This window comes from Spirosoma fluviale, assembly GCF_900230225.1.
In the GTDB taxonomy this organism is placed as follows: Bacteria; Bacteroidota; Bacteroidia; order Cytophagales; family Spirosomataceae; genus Spirosoma; species Spirosoma fluviale.
Window position 1 is genome coordinate 401,176 of sequence record NZ_OCNH01000004.1, and the last position, 21,672, is coordinate 422,847.

Sequence of the window (21,672 nt, forward strand, 5' to 3'; positions counted from 1 at the left end):
GCGATAAGGAGAAAGAAACCGGATGGTTTTCACACCGCCGGATGGCTCCTCACTCCTCGCTCCTAACTACTCACTACTTAAAAAAAACACTTGCGCCCGGTCGTTATTTTTGGCCAGAATAATTTGCCCCTGTTTTAGTTGGGCGACGTGCCTGACCTGTCCACGGACGAAAAAGCCGGATACCGCCGGATTGACTGATTCGTACTGAATGGTGCCGTTGGCCGCTTTTCCCTTGTTATGAAGGGTAACGCCGTAACTCGCGTCGTAGCGCCCGATTTCGGGGAGTACATCCAGAAAGTTGCCGGTCAGCAGCAGATCCGTACGTCCGTCGTGGTCGTAATCCGTGAAGAGGGCACCACACACGGGCGAGAACTGAGCCTCGGCCGGTAAAGGTTGCAACGTCAGTTTTCCCTTGCCGTCGTTCAGCAGGATAACCGTTGTTCCCATAAACGACTGCTTCACGACCGCTTGCTTCAGTTGATCTTCGTCCAGCATATCGGTAATCTTCTTACCTGCATAATCCTGAAACTTCACATATTTCTTCTTGATCGTCGGCATCGCCTTTTGCAACTCCTGCTTTAGCACCATTGGATACAGTTCGCCCGTTTCGTCGGCGCAGTTGATGATTTGCTCAACGGTGCCGTTATGGTCGAAATCGCCGGTATAGAGTTCGGCGGGGATTGTCTGAGTGGCTTTAATGCGTGAATTCGTACCCAGATTGCCAATGACCAGATCAAGGTCACCATCGCCGTCGGCATCACCGGCAGTTACGCAGTTCCACCAGCCATTCGTTTTCAGGACGTCGCCCTGCACGTTTTTGATAGCGAATTCGGGATTCTGGCTCAGTTTTCCGCGCTTGTTTTCAAAAACCCGCACGGGGCCCCAATCGCTTACCACCACCAGTTCGGGGTACGAATCGCCGTTGAGGTCGGCCCAGGTGGCATCCGTTACCATTCCTAATTGCTCGACATCGGCCAGCGACCGCTTGGTGTAGTTCTTGAAATTCCCGGTGCCGTCGTTAGACAGCAGATAACTGGCCGGGTCGCGACCATACTGGCCGGAAATCATTCGTGAACCAACAAATAAGTCGATGTCCCCGTCCCGGTCAAAGTCGGCGGCCGCTACGCAGGAGCCATTGGCCTTCAAATTGGGCAAAGCCGTTTCCGAACGGGCGAAGTTTCCTTTGCCATCGTTGAGGTAAAACCGATCCAGCAGTTCGTCGGTCTCTTCACCAAATTCGTTGCTTCCCGACACCACGTACAAGTCAAGGTCTTTATCGCCGTCAGCATCGAAAAAAACGGCGTCGACCGCTTCGTAGGTCGTATCCTGCCGCATGGCAGCGGGCGTTTTATCAGCAAAGCGACCGGTGGGTTGCTGGACAAACAAATGGCCCGGTTGCCCGCTGGCACCACCAAAAAATACATCGTCAAGCCCATCGCCGTTCAAATCGCCGGTTGCCAGTGCCGGGCCCTGGGTCGACAGTTGCTGTTTGAGCAAAGCATCCCGGTTGTAATCGACAAAGGGGCTTTCCTGATGCAGGTAGCTCAGGCCCGAAGCGGCTGTATTGTCCTGAAAAAACGGTTTCTGACTGACGGTGACTGGTTTCCAAAGCTGGTTGGCATCCTGTTGCCGAAGCGTTAGCATCTGGTTGGCTTTCGGCTTACGCAGGGTCTGCATCTTATCGTCCGGCCAGATGACCACGAGTGAATCAATATTGGGGCTGGTGCCTAACCCAAAGAGCAGATTCAGGTCGACGGATGATTCAAAGCCCCGGTTCGGCATCTGCTGGAGCAACTGCGTTTGTGCGGGCTGGTACAAAAACACGCGGGCACCAATGGCGTTTCGGTTCATGCCGGTGCCTTCCAGTTTTATTTTCAGGTAGTTGGTCTTGTGTTTCTCAACGGATTGATTCTGGTAAATAGCCACCGGCGCATTCATGTTGTTGACGATCAAATCCAGGTCGCCATCATTGTCCAGATCGCCATACGCGGCTCCGTTGGAAAAATCCGGTTCCGATAGGCCCCAGTCGAACGCTTTATTGGTAAACTGTAGCCCGCCCTCATTGTGGAAAGCATAATTGGGCACCCCTTCCGATGGCGCTTTATCCAGAAACTCCTTGAAGTTAAAGGCTCGCTGCCGGGCAATCTGCGCCATATTTTCCCCGTCTGCCAGAAAATTGATAAAATCCTGATCGGTTACGTCTTTGGCAATACCGTTGGCCACGAATATGTCTTTTTGCCCATCGTTGTCCATGTCGAACAACAGAGCACCCCAACTCCAGTCGGTAGCCTGAACTCCCGAGAACCGGGCGATGTCGCTGAAAACCGGTAGTCCCCCATTTCCTGGCTGATTACCCTGATTCAGGTGCAGCATATTCTGCATGAACTGATAATGGAAATCCCGGCCAACTTTAATCTGTTCGAGGTCGTGGCTTTCGTAGCTGGATGTTCGTTTTAGCCGCCGGTCGTTACCGGGCAGCATATCGGTGATAAAAATATCGAGTCGACCGTCGTTGTTCATGTCGGCCACATCGGCCCCCATGGATGACAGACTCGTGTGCGGCATCGACTCTTTGATCGACTCCCGGAAGGTGCCGTCGTGGTTATTGATATAGAGGTAATCGCGTTCGTAGAAATCGTTGGAAATATAAATATCCAGCCAGTTATCGTCGTTCACATCGCCAATGGTAATCCCCAGCCCAAAGCCAATCAAACTCCCATAAATCCCAGCCTCCTCCGAAACATCCACAAATATCGTCCCCGTAGCGCTCTTTCCCTTTCCTTCATTCGCCCCACTCTTACTTTTTTTACTACCGCCGGATGGCTCCTCACTCCCCGCTCCTCGCTCCTCGCTCCTATTTTTAAACAACTTATGCCCCCCCAGCGAGTCCCGTTGCGACCGCAGGTTGGCGTATTGCAGTTTCCCGACGGGCATGAAGCTGTTGTTGAGCAGGTACATATCCAGGTCGCCATCTCGGTCGTAGTCGAAAAAGGCGGCATGGGTTGAGTAGCCCCGGTCGTCCAGCCCATATTCGGCGGCCCGTTCGGTGAAGGTAGGGACACCGCTGGCGTCGTTGCCATTGTTGATGAAGAGTTCATTGGCGCGGTCGTCGCCATCGCGGTTACCGGCATTACAGATGTAGATGTCCAGCCGACCATCGCCATTGACATCGGCAAAAGTCGCACCCGTACTCCAGGCATGCTTACCCGCTATACCCGCTTTGGCGGTCACATCCTCGAACTGGATGCCGGTTTGTTCCGACACGGTTTTGCCGGTTGAGGTCCGATTCAGGTACAGTTTATTATCGCCCATGTTAGCGATCATGAGCACATCCGACAGGCCATCGTTGTTCACGTCGCCGATAGCCACCCCTCCGCCATTATAGAAATTTCGATAGTTAAAGACGTTAAAGTCTTTGTCGTCGGTAACGGTATTGATGAAATTAACGTGGGTTTCTTCGGCGGGTAATTTTCGAAACAGCGGATCTGATGGTTGTTGCTGTTCGGATCTACAACCGGCAAGCAGGCCTATTGCCAGTACTAGTAAACGGATGCGCATTAGCACAGGTACGTGAATTATAAGAAAGTTATCGTTAAGACAAGTTATCGCTCAAATGTATTATTTCAGAAAACAGGGGCTACAAAGATAAGTAATTACCGAAGTTCTTACACCTCAGAAATACGATTAATAGGCTTTTAATCAGCCAAAAATGAAACGAGCAGACTCGTAGGAGCCTGCTCGTTTTCACCCATTATCCGGCAAATTAATAACCAGGATTCTGCTTCAGGTTCGGGTTCAGCGACAACTGATCCTTCGGAATCGGGAACAGCTGGCGGAAGGGCTGTGAAGCCTCCTTGAAGCGCCATGCCTTCGTGTACTGTCCGAAACGGATCAGATCCTGCCGACGGTGTTGCTCCCAGGCCAGCTCACGACCACGCTCAGCCAGGATTTCGTTTAGTGTCAGGGTAGCGCTGGTATAATCCGGCATACCGGCCCGTTTACGAACAACGTTAAAATCGGGTAGTGCAGCACCCACATTACCTAAGCGGAAGTTAGCTTCACCACGCATCATATACACGTCAGCTAAACGATAGACGACGAAATCGTTATCCTGGCTGGTAAACGAGTTGTTTTTTTGAATCTCGTACTTCTGGCTGCGCGCACCCGCCAAACGACCGTTGGCACCGGCATCGAAGGTAAACGATTCGATTTCGGGGCGGTACACCATGTCCAGGGCATCATCCTTCAACGGCGTACCATCGGCTTTATACTGCTGGCCAACGATCCACTGCTTTTTCCGGATATCCTTATCGTCGAACGAGTTGTAGAACTCCGTTACCGTAGCCCAACCATTCCAGGGAGCTGTGCCCAGGTTATAGGTCAACTGGTTCAGGTAGTGAAGCGTTTTCATCTGGTGGTTAAACCCATCCCGCTTCGACTTGTCGAAGGGTGTTGCCAGAATCGTTTCGGGCGAGTTCTGATTTTGAACAGAGAAATTGCTCAGGTAATCACCGGAAATCTGGAATTTACCCGACTTGATCAGGTTATCACAACGCGTGATACAATCAGCCCAGCGGGGGGTACCTGTATACACCTGTGCGTTCAAATACATTTTAGCCAGAATCATATCGGCTACGTACTTGTTCATCCGGCCATAGTATGCACCACCCGATACATCGCTCAGGCTAGGATAGACCGCCAGCAGTTCTTTCTCAACGAAAGCAAACACTTCAGCCCGAGTATTCTGCTTGGGTGTAGCCGCCGTTACGGCATCAGAAATAATAACGTTACCAAACAAATCCATTGCCTGGTAGTGGAAGAACGCCCGCAGAGCCCGTAACTCAGCCTTGGTGTTGGCATCGGTAATGGTGCCTAACTGCTGGTTGATACTGGTGATGTTGTTGTAGCACCAGGTCCAGGGGCCGTTGAACTGACCATTGTCGGTAATGGGGTCCCAGGTGTGTTGATACAGGCGTTTCCAGTTGTCGCCGTCCTTCCAGTCACCACCGCGGGTTGGCACAATCTGCTCATCCGTAGTGGTGTTCAGGTTCGACATATTGCCGTAATAATCACCCAGACCATTATAGAGAGGACCAATCAGCGCAGATGCCTGTGCGGGTGTACTACCGAAGGTACCGCTCGTAGGAATAACGTCATAGGTTGTCTCGGTCAGATCGGTACAGGATTGGCCTGCCAGCATCAGCGCCGAGCAGCCCAGAAGCAATTTTATATTTATTTGTTTCATAGAAGTTTTTGATAGTTAACTAGTTACAGCGTTAGTGTTGACAAACTACGTACGCTGTGTTAATTAAAACAGTTTTCACAAACCGGATATTTTTTTGTATTAATCCGGTTTGTGAACAAGAACCATTTAGAACGTCAGGTTAACACCTAACTGGAACGTACGGGTTTTTGGGTAAACAACGTTTCCGTAGCCACCACCATCTAAACCAACGGCGTTAGGTGCCTGCTGAAGCTGACCATTGTTTTGCAAATCAGCTTTTACCTGTAGTTCAGGATCAATGCCTTTGTATTTGGTGATGATGAACAGGTTATTACCACCAGCATAAATCCGGGCGTTCGTGATGTACTTGCTCGCTGGCAGTGGGATGTTATAACCTACCTGCCAGTTATCAAACCGTACAAATGAACCGCTTTCCAGCCAGTTGGTCGACAATACGTTCACACCGTAATTTTTAGGATAATCCGTTACACCCTGCAGCATATTGGTTTCCAGAATAGAACCCGGAATGAGCAGGTTGGACCGGATGGCGTTCAGGATCGTATTACCAAACGTGCCGCGCAACTGGAAATACAGGTCAAATCCTTTGTAGCGGAAGGTGTTGATAAACGAAGCGTTCAGGAATGGCTGTGGGTTACCCTGCTTCAACGGATTTCCGGCCGTAACAGCGGCAGCGGCATCGGCTTTCGACACGTCCGTTACCGGTGTGTCGCCCGAGGCAGCTTTCAGCAGAGGCTGCCCGTCAGCTGAGTAAGCACCCGTAAACGTAGGCACGTTGTTGAATTCGCCCAGCGCCTGACCAGGTGTCAGATAAGAGGCAAATACATCGGAAAGACCCCGACCGTTGAACGCGTTGAAACGAACCTGTCCATTGCTGAACTGATCATTCGACAGCGACTCAACCGTATTTTTGTTGTATGCACCCACAACTCGTGAGTTCCAGGAGAAATTACCTTTCTGGATAACATCACCACCGAAGGATAACTCAAAACCGCTGTTCCGCATCGAGCCTACGTTGGCCAGAATGGTGTTGGCAAAGTACTTGATACCATCAGCAGGTACCGAGTACGGATAGAGCATGTCTTTGGTCAGCTTGTTGTAATACTCAACTGTACCGGAGAAACGACCACCCAGCAACTGGAAATCCAGACCAACGTTCGAGGTGGTCAGTACTTCCCACTTCAGGTTGGGGTTGGCGTTCTGTGTGATACCATAGCCTGGCAGGAAGTCGCCCAGCGTACCATCGTAGTAAGTACCTTTTTGACCATACAACTGAATCGAGTTGTAGGCGGCAATACCTTCCGAGTTACCCGTTTGTCCGTAACCAACACGCAGTTTCAGGAAGTTAAGTGTGTTGCCTTTTGGGAAGAACGACTCGTTGGTAATGGTCCAGCCGGCACCCACCGATGGGAATACGCCCCATTTGTTGTTGGCACCAAATTTAGAACTACCATCCCGACGGATTGTAGCCGTCACGTTGTACTTGTCGTTCAAATTCAACGATGCCCGCCCGAAGAAGGAGATCAACTTCGCGTTATTACGGTATGAAGTAGCGTAGTTGTTACCGGGGTTAACCAGTGTACCTGACCCTAAACCCAAGTTGCTGTAGTTGATATCGCTGGTTACAAAACCCGAGTTAGCGGCAGTAAAGCCGTCATTATCAAAGTTCTGGAACGAATAACCACCCAATAACGAGTAGTTGCTATTCTGGTTACCAAATCCTTTGGTGTAGTTAGCCGTCAATTCCAGCAGTTTCGTATTCGATTGGTAGAATCTCCGGCTAGCCCGACCATTGTCGGCCGCATAGGCTTTGATGGCTGGATTGGTGTACCGGTTATCGACACTATTATCCCGCTGTATCTGACCATTAACGCCCAGCGTCAAGCCATCCAGCACTTCATAGCGCAGGTTCATACCACCCTGCAAATACCGCTGTACGCCGTTGTTAATAACGTTCTCCAGCATGGCAACCGGGTTGAAGAGGTCAAAACTACCACCTACTTCATAATAAGATCCGTCAGCGTTGCGAACAGGCAATGTTGGCAGGAACGTAACCGCACGGCCAATGATACCATTGTCATATTTTTTGTTCGTTTCCGAATACGACAGGTTGTACTGAATGTTCAGTCGGTTGTCGAATGCTTTCTGATCGAGGTTGATACGACCCGTCAGACGATCCAGACCCGTCTTTTTGATAATACCGTTCTGATTGATATAGTTAAGCGAACCCCGGTAGCTGAACGTTGGCGAACCACCCGCAATGGACAGGTCGTGGTTGTTAACGGTTCCATTCTGGGTAACCTCCTTCGTCCAGTCGGTATTGTAATTGCCATCCGGAAAACGCTGCTTATCATTAAGTGATGCAGTTCCCTTAATTTGAGAAACAGCATCCCGATACCCTTGAGCGTCCAGCATTTCATACCGCCGGGAAATGGTCGATACCCCTACGTAGTTGTTAAAGGAGACCGTTGTTTTACCTGCTTTACCACGCTTGGTAGTAATCAGGATAACGCCGTTAGCAGCCCGTGAACCATAAATAGCGGCAGCCGAGGCATCTTTCAACACGTCCATCGACTCGATGTCGGAAGGAGAAATCGTGTTGATAGGAACACCGATCATACCGTCTACCACATAAAGTGGATCAGAACCACCGGCCAGCGAGGTGTAGCCACGCAGACGAACGGTGGGCTGCTGGTTAGGATCGCCCGAAGGAGCCGTAATAACCAGACCTGCTACTTTACCCTGAATAGCTTGCAGTGGGTTTGGGTTTACCCCAGCGTTGAAATCCTTGGCAGTTACCTGTACCACAGAGCCGGTCAGGTCTTTCCGTTTTGCCGTACCATAACCAACCACGACTACTTCGTCGAGGGCTTTGGTATCGTCCGATAATTTCACATCCACCGTCGAGCGGTTGCCAACAACTACTTCCTGCGACGTATAGCCAATGAAGCTCAACACAATCGTTGCGTTATCTGGCACGTTAGCCAGCGAATACTTTCCATCAGCGTCGGTGTTGGTACCCCGCTGCGTGCCTTTGAGCTGTACACTTACACCGGGCAGCGATGCGCCCGCTGGATCAGTCACTTTACCCGTTACAGTGCGGCCCTGTGCCCATGCTGCCGAATTGCTCAACAGCAGTACCATTACCAGCATCGACAGAAAGCTAACCAATGCTTTCCGTTTGACTGACTGGGGTTGGCGTTCACCAACCTGACCTACGTTGCCACCGAAGCGGTTCATTTTGTAGGAGTTGTTCATCATAGGTTTTTTGTAAAAATGAATGGATTGTGATTCCTGGTTGATGCTTAGTTTGCTATATAAGTTCTATTTGGCTAATAGTATACACCCATCACATACAATGCTTTTTGTAGAGTTTATTGTATTAAAATGACTAGAAATTATTGAACTAAACCCGAACCATGTGGCGAATTACATCATGTTCAGAATAAAATACAAATTATCATGGTCAATATCGTCTCAGCCAGCGTCAATATTGAGTCATAATTAATGTTAAAAATTATAAATAAAACAGGATTATGTATAGATTAAAAATTGCTTATTTACTTGATTGATAACTATACAGCAATATAAGTACAAAGTCGATATTGTACTATTACAATAAGTATTAATTCGACTACGTATAAGTAATTACCTTATTTTTTTTTGAGGGTAAACCCTAAGCAGATCCCCATTTACTGTCGATACATGAGTTAAGACCTCTATTAAACAAAGAGTTGATTAAATAGTAAGGATCAGACAGCTATGTATTACTTCAACTATTACTATACACTAAATAAGAAACATAGTACTAAAAAGCTTATCTCCTGTGTTTGGGAGGACACAGGAGTTGTAACTAGCTCGTCTGTGAGCGGAATGAGTCTACCTGAGTTGCATGGCCACCTTCTGCTTTTGAGGAACCACTGGACTGCCAACCGAAAAAACCTGCGCTTTGTCGTTGTTTTTTGCCAGTACAACAAACTGTTTACCGTTCTGGCTACGACCCGTCTGCATCCGTCGGACCTGTCCACGTACGAAAAAGCCCGTCTCAGACGGCTTAGTGGCTACAAAGCTCCCTTTGCCATTGCCAGTTAACAGCAGCCCGAAATTGGCATCATAACGCCCTACTTCAGTCAATACATCGAAGAAGTTACCGGCCAGCAGAATGTCCAGTTTACCATCGCCATTGTAGTCATTGGTGAGAACAGCGTGAATCGGGGAGGTTTGTGCCTGCACAGGTAAGGCCTTACGGATAAAGTTGCCTTTGCCGTCGTTGATCAGCATCGACGTTTCTGCCGTTTGCACTGTTCTGACGGTCATTCCCTGCCGCTGCTGGGCAGAAAAAATATCCTCGAAGCTGGCTTTGGCGTAATCGACATGCTTGAGGTATTTGGTTTTAATGGATGGTATCCGTTTCTGTAAGTCCGGCTTCTGCACCATGACACATTCGCGGGTTTCCACGGTTCCATCGCGGCCGTCGGTAGTTGGTCTGAAACAGGTGATAATTTGATCGTAGGAGCCATTCTGATCAAAGTCATTGCTGTATAGATGAGCGGGTTCATTTTCCGATGCGACCATGCGACTATTAAGGCCCAGATTACCCGCTACGAAATCTATATCACCATCATTGTCTAGGTCGGCCGCATGTAAGGTATTCCACCAGCCGCCAGTGTTAGCCAGGTTTTCACTAGCTACCTGTTCAAACGCTTTACCGCCTTTGTTTTTAAGCACTATAATAGGCATCCAGTCCCCAACTAGTACCAGATCAGGGTAGCGATCATTATCAATATCCGCCCAAACGGCATCTGTGACCATGCCAATATCGGCCGAAAAAGGCATGAGTTCTTTGGTGGCCTTACGAAAATTGCCTTTGCCATCGTTTACCAACAGTAGTTGATCCGGGTTTTGACCGTATCGACCCGGATTCATCCGTGCCCCTATGAACAGGTCCTGGTCACCGTCGAGGTCAAAATCAGCAGCGACTACGCAGGAATTACTCGCTAATGTGCGTGGCAGGGTTCTATCCCAGGTGAGATGCCCTTTTCCGTCATTCCGATAGAAACGGTCAGCTGTATACGTCGAGTCAGTAAACTCATTTCCACCCGTGGCAACGTACAAATCCAGGTCTTTGTCGCCATCGGCATCGAAGAAAGTAGCGGCTACATCTTCCGTATAAATGGCATCGAGCAAAAACGGTTGTTTTTGTAGGTAAAACGTGCCATCGGGCCGCTGAACGTACAAGGACCGGGGCATATCAACGGCTCCGCCCAGGAATACATCGTCCAAGCCATCGCCATTGACATCGCCAACGGCCATCGCAGGCCCTTCGCGCGACAACATTTGCTTCAGCAACCCATCGCGGTCATAATCAACGAACTCATTTTCTTTATGGACATAGTTTAGTTTCGATGCTTCCGTTACATCCTGAAACAATTGATTTTTGGCGGGCAAAGACGCCGTAAACGTGGCCCGTTGATCCGCATTTTTATGTGCCAGCGCTAAAGTAGTATTGGCTTTCGGTTGCTGAATAAGCTGCTTCCGATCATCCGGCCAGATAACCACCAGCGAATCAATGCGCGGATTAGTATCCAGTCCAAACACCATCGTCAGATCGACCGACGATTCGAATCCCCGGTTGGGCATCTGCTGCAAAAACTGCGTCTGTGGCTTACCATCGGCGTCTTTCTGATACACGTACACTTTAGCGCCAATAGCGTTCCGGTTGTAGCCGTAGCCGTCGAGTTTTACGCGCAGGAAGTTCTTATGGTTCTTCTCGACCGATGTGTTGGCGAAGATCGACACTGGTGCATCGTTGTTGTTAACAACCAGATCCAGATCGCCGTCGTTATCCAGGTCGCCGTAAGCCGACCCGTTGGAGAATGAGGGCTCACCTAATCCCCATTCGACGGCCTTGTTCTCGTATTTCATGCCATCGCCCTCATTTCGAAACGCATAATTGGGCAACGGACGTGATCCCATTTTATCGACGTATTCCTTGTAGTCGAACTTCTTGGTACCTTCAATCATAGGTTGTAGATCGGGGTTGCTGGCCAGAAATGCCATATAATCCTGATCGGTAAGGTCTTTCAGGATACCATTGGCCACGAAAATATCCTTTCGGCCGTCCATATCCATATCGAACAACAAAGCGCCCCAGCTCCAGTCGGTGGCCGATGTACCCGCCATGCGACCGATTTCCGAGAACGTACCGTCGCCGTTATTCAGGTGCAGCATATTACGCGAATCCTGGAAGAAGAAGTCACGGGATTCCTTCAGTTTCCCCAGTTCGTAACTCTCGAAGGCGGTGGTCGTTTTCAGTCGGTAATCATCATCGGGCAGCATGTCCGTCACGAAAATATCGAGGTTGCCGTCGTTGTTTACATCGGCAATATCGGCCCCCATAGACGCCAGACTGATGTGCCCCATCTGGTTCTCAATATCTTCCTTAAAGGTGCCGTCGTGGTTATTGATATAGAGGTAGTCGCGTTCGTAGAAATCATTGGAAATGTAAATATCCAGCCAGTTATCGTTGTTGACATCGCCAATGGTAATGCCCAGCCCAAAGCCAATCAAACTCCCATAAATCCCGGCCTCCTCCGAAACATCCACAAACATCGTCCCATCTCCCTTCTCATTCTTTTTACTCCTCCCGGATGGCTCCTCACTCCTCGCTCCTAACTCCTCACTCCTATTACGAAACAACTTATGCCCCCCCAACCGATCCCGCGTTTCACGCGTGTTGGCGTACCCTAACCGATCCATGGGCGTAAAACTGTTGTTGAGCAGGTACATGTCTAAATCGCCGTCGCGGTCGTAGTCAAAGAAGGCGGCATGGGTCGAAAAACCACCATCCCACAGGCCGTACTCTTTGGCTCTTTCGGTAAAAACAGGCACCCCATTTTTTACTCCCTCATTGATATACAATTGATTACCCCGTTCGTCGCGGCTGCCTGAATTGCAAACGTAAATATCGAGCAGCCCATCGCCGTTCACATCAGCAAAGGTGACGCCTGTAGACCAGAATTTCTTGCCGATGATACCCGCCTGCTTCGTCACATCGGTAAAGGTCATGCTCCCTTTGTTGAGATACAGTTTATTCTCCTCAAAATTGGACGTCAGGAACAGATCGGGCAGGCCATCGTTATTGACATCGCCAATAGCGACGCCCCCTCCGTTATAAAAGTTACGGTAATTGAAAATATTGAAATTCTTCTTATCCAGACTCCTATTTACAAAATCGACCCCCGTTTCTTCGGCTGTCAACTTCACGAACAGCGGGTCCGGTTGTTTTTGGCAAGCGAGCAGGGTGAAGAGGGTGATGGCGAGCAGGATGAGTTTGTTGAGCATGGGTGTTGTGGTAATGGGATCTTTGGGGTAGCTCTTCACAAAAGCAAACAGCAGCCCACGATCAGGCTGCTGTTTGACAATACAATTGGCAACTTCCGCAATCAATAACCTGGATTTTGTGGTTGCAGATTCGGGTTACTGTCGATGGCCTGTTGCGGGAACGGGAACAGCACCGCCGTAGCAGGTGAAGTCGTTGGACGCTGATCGACGGGGTTCAGGAACGTGCCAAAGCGAATTTCATCGCTCCGGCGCCAGCCTTCCCAGTACAACTCACGACCGCGCTCGGCCAATACAGCAGGCAGATCAATGGTCGAAGCGGCCGTTGCTCCACGCGTTGTGCGGAGGTTGTTAACGATCGTAGCAGCAGTTTGGCCTTGTGGATCAGTGCCCCCGCGTAAAATAGCCTCTGCTTTCATGAGCAACACATCAGCGTAACGCAGGAATACGTAGTCGTTGGTTGGGTTGTTGTACGTCAGCGGGTTAGGCAGGTACTTTACAACCCGGATACCCTGCACTTCGTTGGCCAGGGCGATGTTGACCTGTGGCGTGAACACCAGCGGATTACCACTGCGGTCTTTCAGAGGGACAGGACCGGCAGGACCGGTAGGGCCATACTGCTGACCAACCTGGAAACCAGCCGTAATACCCGTTGCTGGTGTAAGATCGGCGGGCTGCGCACCCCGACGTTCATCCGTCGCTTCGAAGCTGTTGTAGAAATCAGCCAGTGTCGTGAAGCCGTTCCAGGCACCAATATACTGGTTGTAGTGCTCCGTCATGAAATAACGGTTCTGCACACTACCCGGCTGCGCCGTTGACGTGTTCTGAATGGTGAAAATCAGCTCTTTTGACCGCTGGTCGTTATCCCAGTGAAAGTTGTCGTAGTAGCTGCCTCTTGGCGCCAGAGCAAACTTGCCGGAAGCAATTACCTGATTGGCAAAGTACACGGCTGAGTCCATATCGGCTTTGGCAAACGTAAATGGACCTGCCGGAGTTGTTGGCGATTGGTTATACACCGCCCGGTTCAGATACACTTTCGCCAGCATAGCCGCTGCCGCTTCCTTGCTGGCTACGTTTGCGGTTGCCTGCGTATAGGCTGGCAACACATTAAAAGCAGCCCGTAAGTCGCTGATCACGAAATTAGTAGCGGCCTGTCGGCTCAGTACTGCCGGATTGGCATCGGCCGCATCCGTTACCTGACGAACCGGCACCCGGCCCCACAGGTCGACAATGCTCGACGTAAAGAAGCCGCGCAGAAACTGCGCCTGAGCAACCAACTGAGTATTGGAGCCAGCTGCAAAAATAGCCTGCGAGGCCCGGAAAGCACCCGTGTTCAGGTCATTCCAGGCGTTGAGGATTTCAATGTGCTGTGAATCCCAGGTATGCTGGTGTAGCTTGCGCCAAACCCCGAAATCGTCCCAGTCGGTACCGCGGGTTGGACCCATCATTTCGTCGGACGGGTGCTCCTGCAAGGCGTAAGCACGTCCCTGGCTGTTTGCAATCGGATTAAGTGCCTGATAAGCGCCCTGTAAGGTAGCCACCGGGTCGAGCCGGATTGACCCCTGCGTAGCATCTGTTGACGAAAGTGATCCGAACACCTTATCGTCCAGGTTGGTACAACCATTGATGCCTACACTACCCACCAGCAGGGTGGCAGTCAACAGGCCAACAGTCTTATAATTAAATGAATTCATATCGTTGAAATTGTAAGTGGTCTTTTGTCTTCGGCCGTGTTTGTATCCGAAACTGCATAAACACGGCCGAAGACCTCTGATGGTTGATTAGAACCCAACATTTAAGCCTAAGGTCACCGTGCGGGGCGTTGGATACGGCGTATAGTCGATACCCAGCGATGGAATTCCGTTTCCATTTCCGTTGAACGTAACCGTGTTCACATCCGGATTCAGGCCGGTATAGCCCGTGAAAATGAACAGATTCTGACCCGTGAGCGACAGCGATAGCGACTTGGCAAACCCACCTTCCGGCAGATCGAACCGGCGCGAAATGGTCAGGTTGGTAATCCGCACATAATCACTTTTCTCCAGGAAGCGGGTCGATACCGATGCCGGATTCAAGCCGTTTTCATTGCTGTTCGCTACGTCATAGGTTACGTTACGGGCATTTTTGAGCGCACCTTTCGCAAACAGGGCATTGGCCGTGTTATTGTAGATCTTACCGCCAAACTGACCATTAACGAACAGGCTCGCCGTCCAGGCTCCAAACGTAAAGTTGTTGGTCAGACCCAGCCGCAACTTGGCAAATGGGCTGCCCTGATACGTCGACCGGCCGTCATCTGCATAGGTAGAATACCCGTTAGCATCGAAACCGGTAAACTTGGGAATGAAGAAGGCAAATGGGGGATACCCACTGGTGATCCGTTCAGCATAAGCACCCGAAAGACCCTGACCGCTGATGGCACCCACAGCCTGATCCGTACCAATACCCTGCGCCTTGATATCGAGCGTAGTCAGGTTGAATACCGCTTCCCAGCCAAACTGCGGCTTTTGGAAGACCTGATAAATCAGGTTCAGCTCAATTCCCTGGCTCACAATCTGGCCGGGCAGGTTGATCCATTTGTAGTTTACCGGAGCAGGCTGGGCATAGAATACCTGAAGCAGTGTGTTAGTACCCGCGCGGTGATAATAGTCGATCGAACCGGATAGCTGGCCTTTCAGAACACTAAAGTCAATCCCCGCACCGGTTGTCGTGTTTTGCTCCCACTTCAGGTCCGGGTTAGGGTTGTTCTGCTGAATCTGCGAACCGGAGCTATTGTAGGTATAGATAATTTTCGAAGCACCACCCGTGAAATCCTGGTTACCCACGATACCGTAGTTTGCCCGAATTTTGAGGTCATCGAAAATATTTTTCGGGATAAAGCTTTCCTGCGATATCCGCCACGCACCCGCTACCGATGGGAATGTACCATACTTGTTGTTCACCCCAAAGCGCGATGAGCCATCCACCCGCACAGTTGCCGTCAGAAGATACTTCTCTTTGAAGTTGTAATTGGCTCTGCCGAAAAACGACTGTAGGTCATTCTGAGCGCGTGACGAACCGCCCCCAATGGCCGTTCCGGTTAGGGTGTTGGCCGCCCCGATGTTATCCGTGTACGAAATCTCCGACTCATCGAATGGGAAACGGCTAGCCGCTACATAACTGGTTCGGGTACCAAATGTCTGATACGCAAACCCGGCTACAGCCTCCAGTTTACCGGGGCCAAGGTCGCGGTTGTAGTTGGCCGTATACTCAACCAGTTTCGATAAACGGTTCAGCGAATTGATATAAGCCGCTCCGCCCAGACCCGTTGTTGGATCGGCGTACACCTGGTTAGTCACCGAGCCCAAGGGTACGGTAAACTGACCATTCAGACGCGAATCGATGGATGTTGAGCGGGTGGACGTTGAGTTATCAATACCGAAATTTGCTTTCAGCGACAGGCCCGCGAGGATATTCCAGGTAGCGCTGATGTTCGCCAGTGTCCGGTTGGTTACGCCCCGGTCGTGATAATAATCGAGCATGGCGCGCGGATTTCGGTACGAACCACCCGCCAGTTGATAGTACGACGCCGTGTCGCTCGTGTTGCTGAACACCGGATAGGTTGGGTTAGCACCAATCATGGCACCAAAGAGGTTACCCAGCGCACCGGCCTGGTTGCCCGTCATGGCGTACTGGTCCGTTACCGACGAGGTCGTGGCATTAACCGCCAGCGTCAGCTTTTTATTGAACAGATCCTGCGACGCGTTGATACGCCCCGTAACCCGTTGCTGACCCGTGCCTTTCACCAAGCCCTGCTGATCCTGGTAACCCAGCGAAAACAGGTACCGCGTATCGTTCGTACCACCGCCAAAGCTGGCGTTGTAAATCTGCGAAACGCTGGTGCGCAAAATCTCATTCTGCCAGTTGGTATTGGCACCGGCATTTACCGTCGACAGGGTTGGATCGCCACCGGCGGCCTGCACACCCGCCAGAAAATCGGTAGCCGATAGAAGGTCGTACCGTTTCAACGACGAGGAAACCGCTCCCGACGCAGAGAAGTTGAACTGCGGAGCACCGGCACGACCTTTCCGGGTCGTAATCAGTACCACACCGTTGGCACCCCGTGCGCCGTAAATAGCCGCAGCAGAGGCATCTTTCAACACCGAAATGTTCTCGATATCGCTTGGGTTCAGGAACGACAGCGGGTTACGGGCAGTGGTAGAACCTGTACCAAAATCCGGCGTACCACTGCTAAAGTCACCGCCATCGAGCGGCACTCCATCAATTACGTACAACGGCGTATTACCTCCGCGCAGCGAAACGGCACCTCGAATCTGAATGTTGTTGGCAGCACCCGGCTCACCACTGGCTGGTGTAATCTGCACACCTGCCACACGGCCCTGCAAAAGTTGCTCCGGCGAAGCAATTACCCCCTTGTTGAAATCTTTCGGTCCCAAGGTAGCTACCGATCCGGTAACGTCTTTTGCCCGTTGTGTACCATACCCAACCACCACTACTTCCTGAAGGGCTTTTGTGTCGTCGGCCAGTTGAACATCAACGGTCGTTCGATTACCTACGGCTACCTCCTGCGTTGTGTACCCAATAAAGCTTAATACAAGCGTGGCATTATCCGGCACGTTGGTGATCGTATACACGCCCTCGCCGTTTGTATTCGTACCGCGCTGCGTTCCTTTCACCTGAATACTAACACCCGGCAAAACGGCACCGGTGGGGTCGGTTACTTTCCCCGTCACGGTGCGCTCCTGTGCCCAAGCTGTTGACTGACTCAACAACAAGACCATCACCAGCATCGACAGTATGCCCGAAAAAGCATTCTGTTTGATTGACTGGGGTTGGCGAGCACCAACCTGACCTACGTTGTCACCGGATCGGTTAATTTTGTAGGATTTATTCATCATAGGTTTACAGTAAAAATGAATTTTTTATAGATCCCTGGCCGCATTTTGGGTCTATTTTTTTCCTCAAGGTCGTACCCATTTGGAGCTGAATTGACCCAGTCATATTCATCTCCAACTGTATTAATCTGATGAGAAATTATAGTACTAAAATCAAACCAGTTGGCGAATTACATCATGTTAAAATAAAAATACAAATGGCTTTAGGTTAAAATCAGGGTAATTCAGGTCAAAATTGTATCATAAAATTTCTTAAAAAGAAAGAAAGTAAATTGTATTATAATTATATATTTTAATTACACTATAGCATAATGTTTCTCATAAACAGATATATAGATTAACGTACTTTATAAATTTTCCCATTTCAATGACACTCCGTTCATCTGTAAGTAGTCCGTCAGCTCAGACCTGTATTTATAACTAAGCCTATATTTCTACTTAACTTTTCAACGACTAAAGGAAATTGGCACCATTTCAAAAATTTTTATACTGTTAAAAGCCCGTTATTCTTAATTAAAAATTGTGATAGGCATGTCGGTTGAAAAAACAAAAAATTAGTATAACATCATTATACTTAATGACAGGTTTTGTTTAACAAGTAGTTATACTCAAGAGTACGTGAGAAGAGTTATTTCTGAAAATTTGCTTCGTTTTTTGATCGTATAGCCCTATTAAATTTATTTTATGCCCGTTTTCCCGATGATGAAAGGAAACAAATAGGCCATGACAGCCTGTTAAATGAAGAAGTGTTTATAAAAACATAAAAAACACTTAAACAGAAGAATAGCACCTGTTTGTGCGGATAGTCAAGCACACAACACATGGGTATTAGCTGAACGTGTATCGGCTACTTTCGCTATCTTTACTGTCCGATTCTTGCCTGCTTGCCAATCATGTCTATACCTGCTTTTCTTCCGTTTGATGATTTGAAAGTCCGCCTGGAAGGCGATCTTTTTACCGATACAACCTACCGAACGCTGTACGCGACGGACGCTTCTGCGTACCGGGAAATGCCAACAGCCGTGGCCATTCCTAAAACAATCGAGGACCTTAAGACCCTGATTGTCTTTGCCAAAGAACATAAAACATCCCTGATTCCCCGAACCGGCGGCACATCCTTGGCCGGTCAGGTGGTGGGAAGCGGCATTGTCGTCGATGTATCGAAGCATTTCACTAAAATACTGGAAATCAACCCCGAAGAGCGGTGGGTACGCGTTCAGCCGGGTGTTATTCGGGATGAGTTAAACCAGTTTCTGAAGCCGTATGGGCTCTATTTCGGCCCCGAGACGTCCACTGCCAATCGGGCTATGATTGGTGGCATGGTGGGTAATAACTCCTGTGGTTCCAATTCGGTGGTGTACCGGGCTACAAGAGAGCATACACTATCGGTGAAAGCGCTGCTGGCCGATGGGTCCGAAGCCGAGTTTGGCCCCATAAACGGCTGGGATTTTACCAAACAAGTAGGTGAAGCAAGTCGCAAAAATGGCTCAGCCACCCTTGCCGATACCATTCTGCTAAAAACAAACTCCATCCTGTCGGACCCGGCTAATCAGGAAGAAATCCGCCGGAATTTTCCGAAGAAGTCTATCGAGCGACGCAACACGGGTTACGCACTGGATGCGCTACTCGACATGCAGCCATTTACTTCGGAAGGCGAGCCGTTCAACATGGCCAAGTTCATTGCCGGTTCAGAAGGCACGCTTTGCTTTCTGACCGAGATCAAACTGAACATTGTGCCACTGCCGCCTAAAGAAAATGGGCTAGTGTGCGTGCATTGCCATTCAATCGATGAGTCGTTGCGCGCTACGCTGGTGGCGCTCAAGTACAAGCCGTATGCCGTTGAACTAATCGACGATATTATTCTTGAACGGGCCGACACGAACCCGGAACAGCGTAAAAACAGCTTTTTTGTCCAGAAAACGCCGACGGATCACTTCCCGATCATTCTGGTCGTTGACCTTTCCCGCGATACCCGCGCCGAAATTGAGCAGCTCGCGGCTGAGATGATCGCCGAAATGCAGGCTGCCGGTATGGGCTACCATTATCCGTTGCTGTTCGGCGACGACTCCAAAAAAATATGGACGCTTCGCAAGGCGGGGCTGGGCTTATTGGGTAACCTCCCCGGCGACGAGAAAGCGGTGGCTGTAATCGAGGATACTGCCGTAGATGTCAACGACCTGCCCGACTATATCCGTGATTTCAACGAGATTCTGACGAAGCATAACATGCACTCGGTCCACTATGCCCATGCGGGTTCCGGAGAGTTGCACTTGCGGCCAATCATTAACCTTAAAACGGAAGAAGGCCACCGGCAATACCGGATGATTGCCGAAGAGATTGCCACACTCGTCAAAAAATACGACGGTTCACTATCGGGTGAGCATGGCGATGGGCGGCTCCGGGGTGAGTTTATTCCGCAGATGGTGGGGCCTCACAACTACGAACTGATGCGGCAAATCAAGCACACCTGGGACCCTAACGGCATTTTCAACCCCGGCAAAATTGTGGAAACGCCCCCTATGGATACGTTTCTACGCTACGAAGCCGGGCAGCAGACCCCCAATTTCAAGACGTACTTCCGATATAAAGATCAGAATGTTCTTCAGCACGCCGAGCAATGTAACGGCTCCGGCGATTGCCGCAAAACAGAGGCTTCGGGCGGCACCATGTGCCCAAGTTACATGGCCACCCGCGACGAAAAAGATACAACCCGAGCGCGGGCCAACATTCTGCGCGAAATGCTGACGCGCTCGCCCAAAGAGAACCGGTTCGATCACGAAGAAATAAAAGCAACTTATGACCTTTGCCTTTCGTGCAAAGGATGTAAAAACGAGTGCCCATCCAACGTTGACGTTGCCAAGCTAAAAGCCGAGTTTCTCCAACATTATTACGACTCGAACGGTATTCCTATACGTTCAAGATTGATTGCTAATTTTGCCCGTCTGTCCAGTATTGCAGCCCTTGTCCCCTGGGCTTGGAATGGCGTACTGGGCACCCCGGCCCTCCGCCGTATAGCCAACCGGCTCGTTGGCTTCCACCCCGACCGGACCATGCCCAAAATGGGGAAGACGACGTTGAAGAAGTGGGTTTCTTTAAGGAGCGAGAAGTTAGGAGCGAGCGGCCGGCGTTCCGGGAGTGAGGAGCCATCCGGCAGTACTGGATTGCGCCCGGATGGCTCCTCACTTCCCGCTCCTAACTCCTCGCTCCTCCTTTTTTGCGATGAATTTACCAATTTCAATGATGTGGAGGTTGGGCAGAAGGCAGTTCAATTGTTTGAGAAGCTTGGCTACAAGGTCGTTATTCCCGAGCATGGCGAAAGCGGACGGGCAGCCTTGTCGAAAGGAATGCTGAATTATGCGAAAACGCTGGCCGAGAAAAATGTTCGTCTGCTTAAAGACATTGTTAGTGCCGAAACGCCTTTGGTAGGTCTGGAACCTTCCGCCATTTTGACTTTCCGCGACGAGTATCCTGATCTGGTGGATGAGTCGCTCATGGCCGACGCGAAACGCATTGCCGAACATGCGCTGACCTTTGAAGAATTTCTCGCCCGTGAAATGGATGCCGGACGTATCAAATCGGATCAGTTCACAACCGAAACACGGCTCATTAAACTGCACGGCCACTGCCAGCAGAAAGCGGTATCATCGCTGGTGCCGGGCAAAAAGGCGTTGTCATTGCCCAAAAACTATACCGTGCAGTTGATTCCGTCAGGCTGTTGCGGCATGGCCGGTTCCTTCGGGTATGAGGCAGAGCACTATGAGGTGTCGATGAAAGTTGGCGAACTCGTTCTTTTCCCCACAGTTCGGCAGCAACCCGATGGCGTGATTATTGCGGCCCCCGGCACATCCTGCCGTCACCAGATTAAGGATGGGACAAATCGAATAGCCCAACACCCGGCCGAAATCTTATTCGATGCACTGTTATAAGCTTTTTCTAAGGATATACTATAAGGATATACTATAAGGTAGCCTTCTGAAGGAACACGTTTATTGAGAAGTAAACGGCCTGATAACAGCGCTATCAGGCCGTTTTTTGTATATAGTTGCGAAATAAATTCTATACTGTATGCTAATATGTATACACATAAGGCACGTTCTTTGTTAGAAAAAGTATACCACAGGTGTTTATATGAGAAAACTTGTACTATTATTAATTTTAGTGGTTTTATTACCAGTAGTATTATTAGCCCAGCGCACG

The 21,672-nt window shown here is 50.0% G+C and carries 7 protein-coding genes; 1 reads left to right on the forward strand and 6 read right to left on the reverse strand.

The window, feature by feature from the left end:
* Nucleotides 1-66 precede the first annotated feature (66 nt).
* From CRO74_RS22880 to CRO74_RS22905, 6 genes are all read right to left on the reverse strand, one after another.
* On the reverse strand, nt 67-3,558 hold the full coding sequence (locus tag CRO74_RS22880; RefSeq protein WP_097129266.1) for a VCBS repeat-containing protein: 3,492 nt from the start codon (nt 3,556-3,558) through the stop codon (nt 67-69).
* A gap of 205 nt (nt 3,559-3,763) precedes the next feature.
* On the reverse strand, nt 3,764-5,245 hold the full coding sequence (locus CRO74_RS22885; protein WP_097129268.1) for a RagB/SusD family nutrient uptake outer membrane protein: 1,482 nt from the start codon (nt 5,243-5,245) through the stop codon (nt 3,764-3,766).
* 126 nt (nt 5,246-5,371) lie between these two features.
* Entirely contained in the window at nt 5,372-8,503 is a 3,132-nt protein-coding gene (locus CRO74_RS22890) for a SusC/RagA family TonB-linked outer membrane protein (protein WP_097129270.1), read from the reverse strand.
* A gap of 618 nt (nt 8,504-9,121) precedes the next feature.
* A complete protein-coding gene (locus CRO74_RS22895) occupies nt 9,122-12,586 on the reverse strand; it encodes a VCBS repeat-containing protein (RefSeq protein ID WP_097129356.1) in 3,465 nt (1,154 codons plus the stop codon).
* A gap of 101 nt (nt 12,587-12,687) precedes the next feature.
* Nucleotides 12,688-14,277, reverse strand: coding sequence for a RagB/SusD family nutrient uptake outer membrane protein (locus CRO74_RS22900; protein ID WP_097129272.1), 1,590 nt, complete (start codon nt 14,275-14,277; stop codon nt 12,688-12,690).
* An 87-nt stretch (nt 14,278-14,364) separates the two neighbouring features.
* On the reverse strand, nt 14,365-17,478 hold the full coding sequence (locus CRO74_RS22905; RefSeq protein WP_097129273.1) for a SusC/RagA family TonB-linked outer membrane protein: 3,114 nt from the start codon (nt 17,476-17,478) through the stop codon (nt 14,365-14,367).
* An 890-nt stretch (nt 17,479-18,368) separates the two neighbouring features.
* Between CRO74_RS22905 and CRO74_RS22910 the strand changes: the two genes are divergently transcribed.
* Nucleotides 18,369-21,401: an FAD-binding and (Fe-S)-binding domain-containing protein gene (locus tag CRO74_RS22910; protein WP_097129275.1), complete on the forward strand. Its 3,033-nt coding sequence runs from the start codon at nt 18,369-18,371 to the stop codon at nt 21,399-21,401.
* Nucleotides 21,402-21,672: the final 271 nt, after the last annotated feature.

What these genes read in the sequence shown, in the direction of transcription:
- CRO74_RS22880 (WP_097129266.1), bottom strand. Translation starts at nt 3,558, where the DNA reads ATGCGCATCCGTTTACTAGTACTGGCAATAGGCCTGCTTGCCGGTTGT.
- CRO74_RS22910 (WP_097129275.1), top strand. Translation starts at nt 18,369, where the DNA reads ATGTCTATACCTGCTTTTCTTCCGTTTGATGATTTGAAAGTCCGCCTG.
- CRO74_RS22895 (WP_097129356.1), bottom strand. Translation starts at nt 12,586, where the DNA reads ATGCTCAACAAACTCATCCTGCTCGCCATCACCCTCTTCACCCTGCTC.
- CRO74_RS22905 (WP_097129273.1), bottom strand. Translation starts at nt 17,478, where the DNA reads ATGATGAATAAATCCTACAAAATTAACCGATCCGGTGACAACGTAGGT.
- CRO74_RS22890 (WP_097129270.1), bottom strand. Translation starts at nt 8,503, where the DNA reads ATGATGAACAACTCCTACAAAATGAACCGCTTCGGTGGCAACGTAGGT.
- CRO74_RS22900 (WP_097129272.1), bottom strand. Translation starts at nt 14,277, where the DNA reads ATGAATTCATTTAATTATAAGACTGTTGGCCTGTTGACTGCCACCCTG.
- CRO74_RS22885 (WP_097129268.1), bottom strand. Translation starts at nt 5,245, where the DNA reads ATGAAACAAATAAATATAAAATTGCTTCTGGGCTGCTCGGCGCTGATG.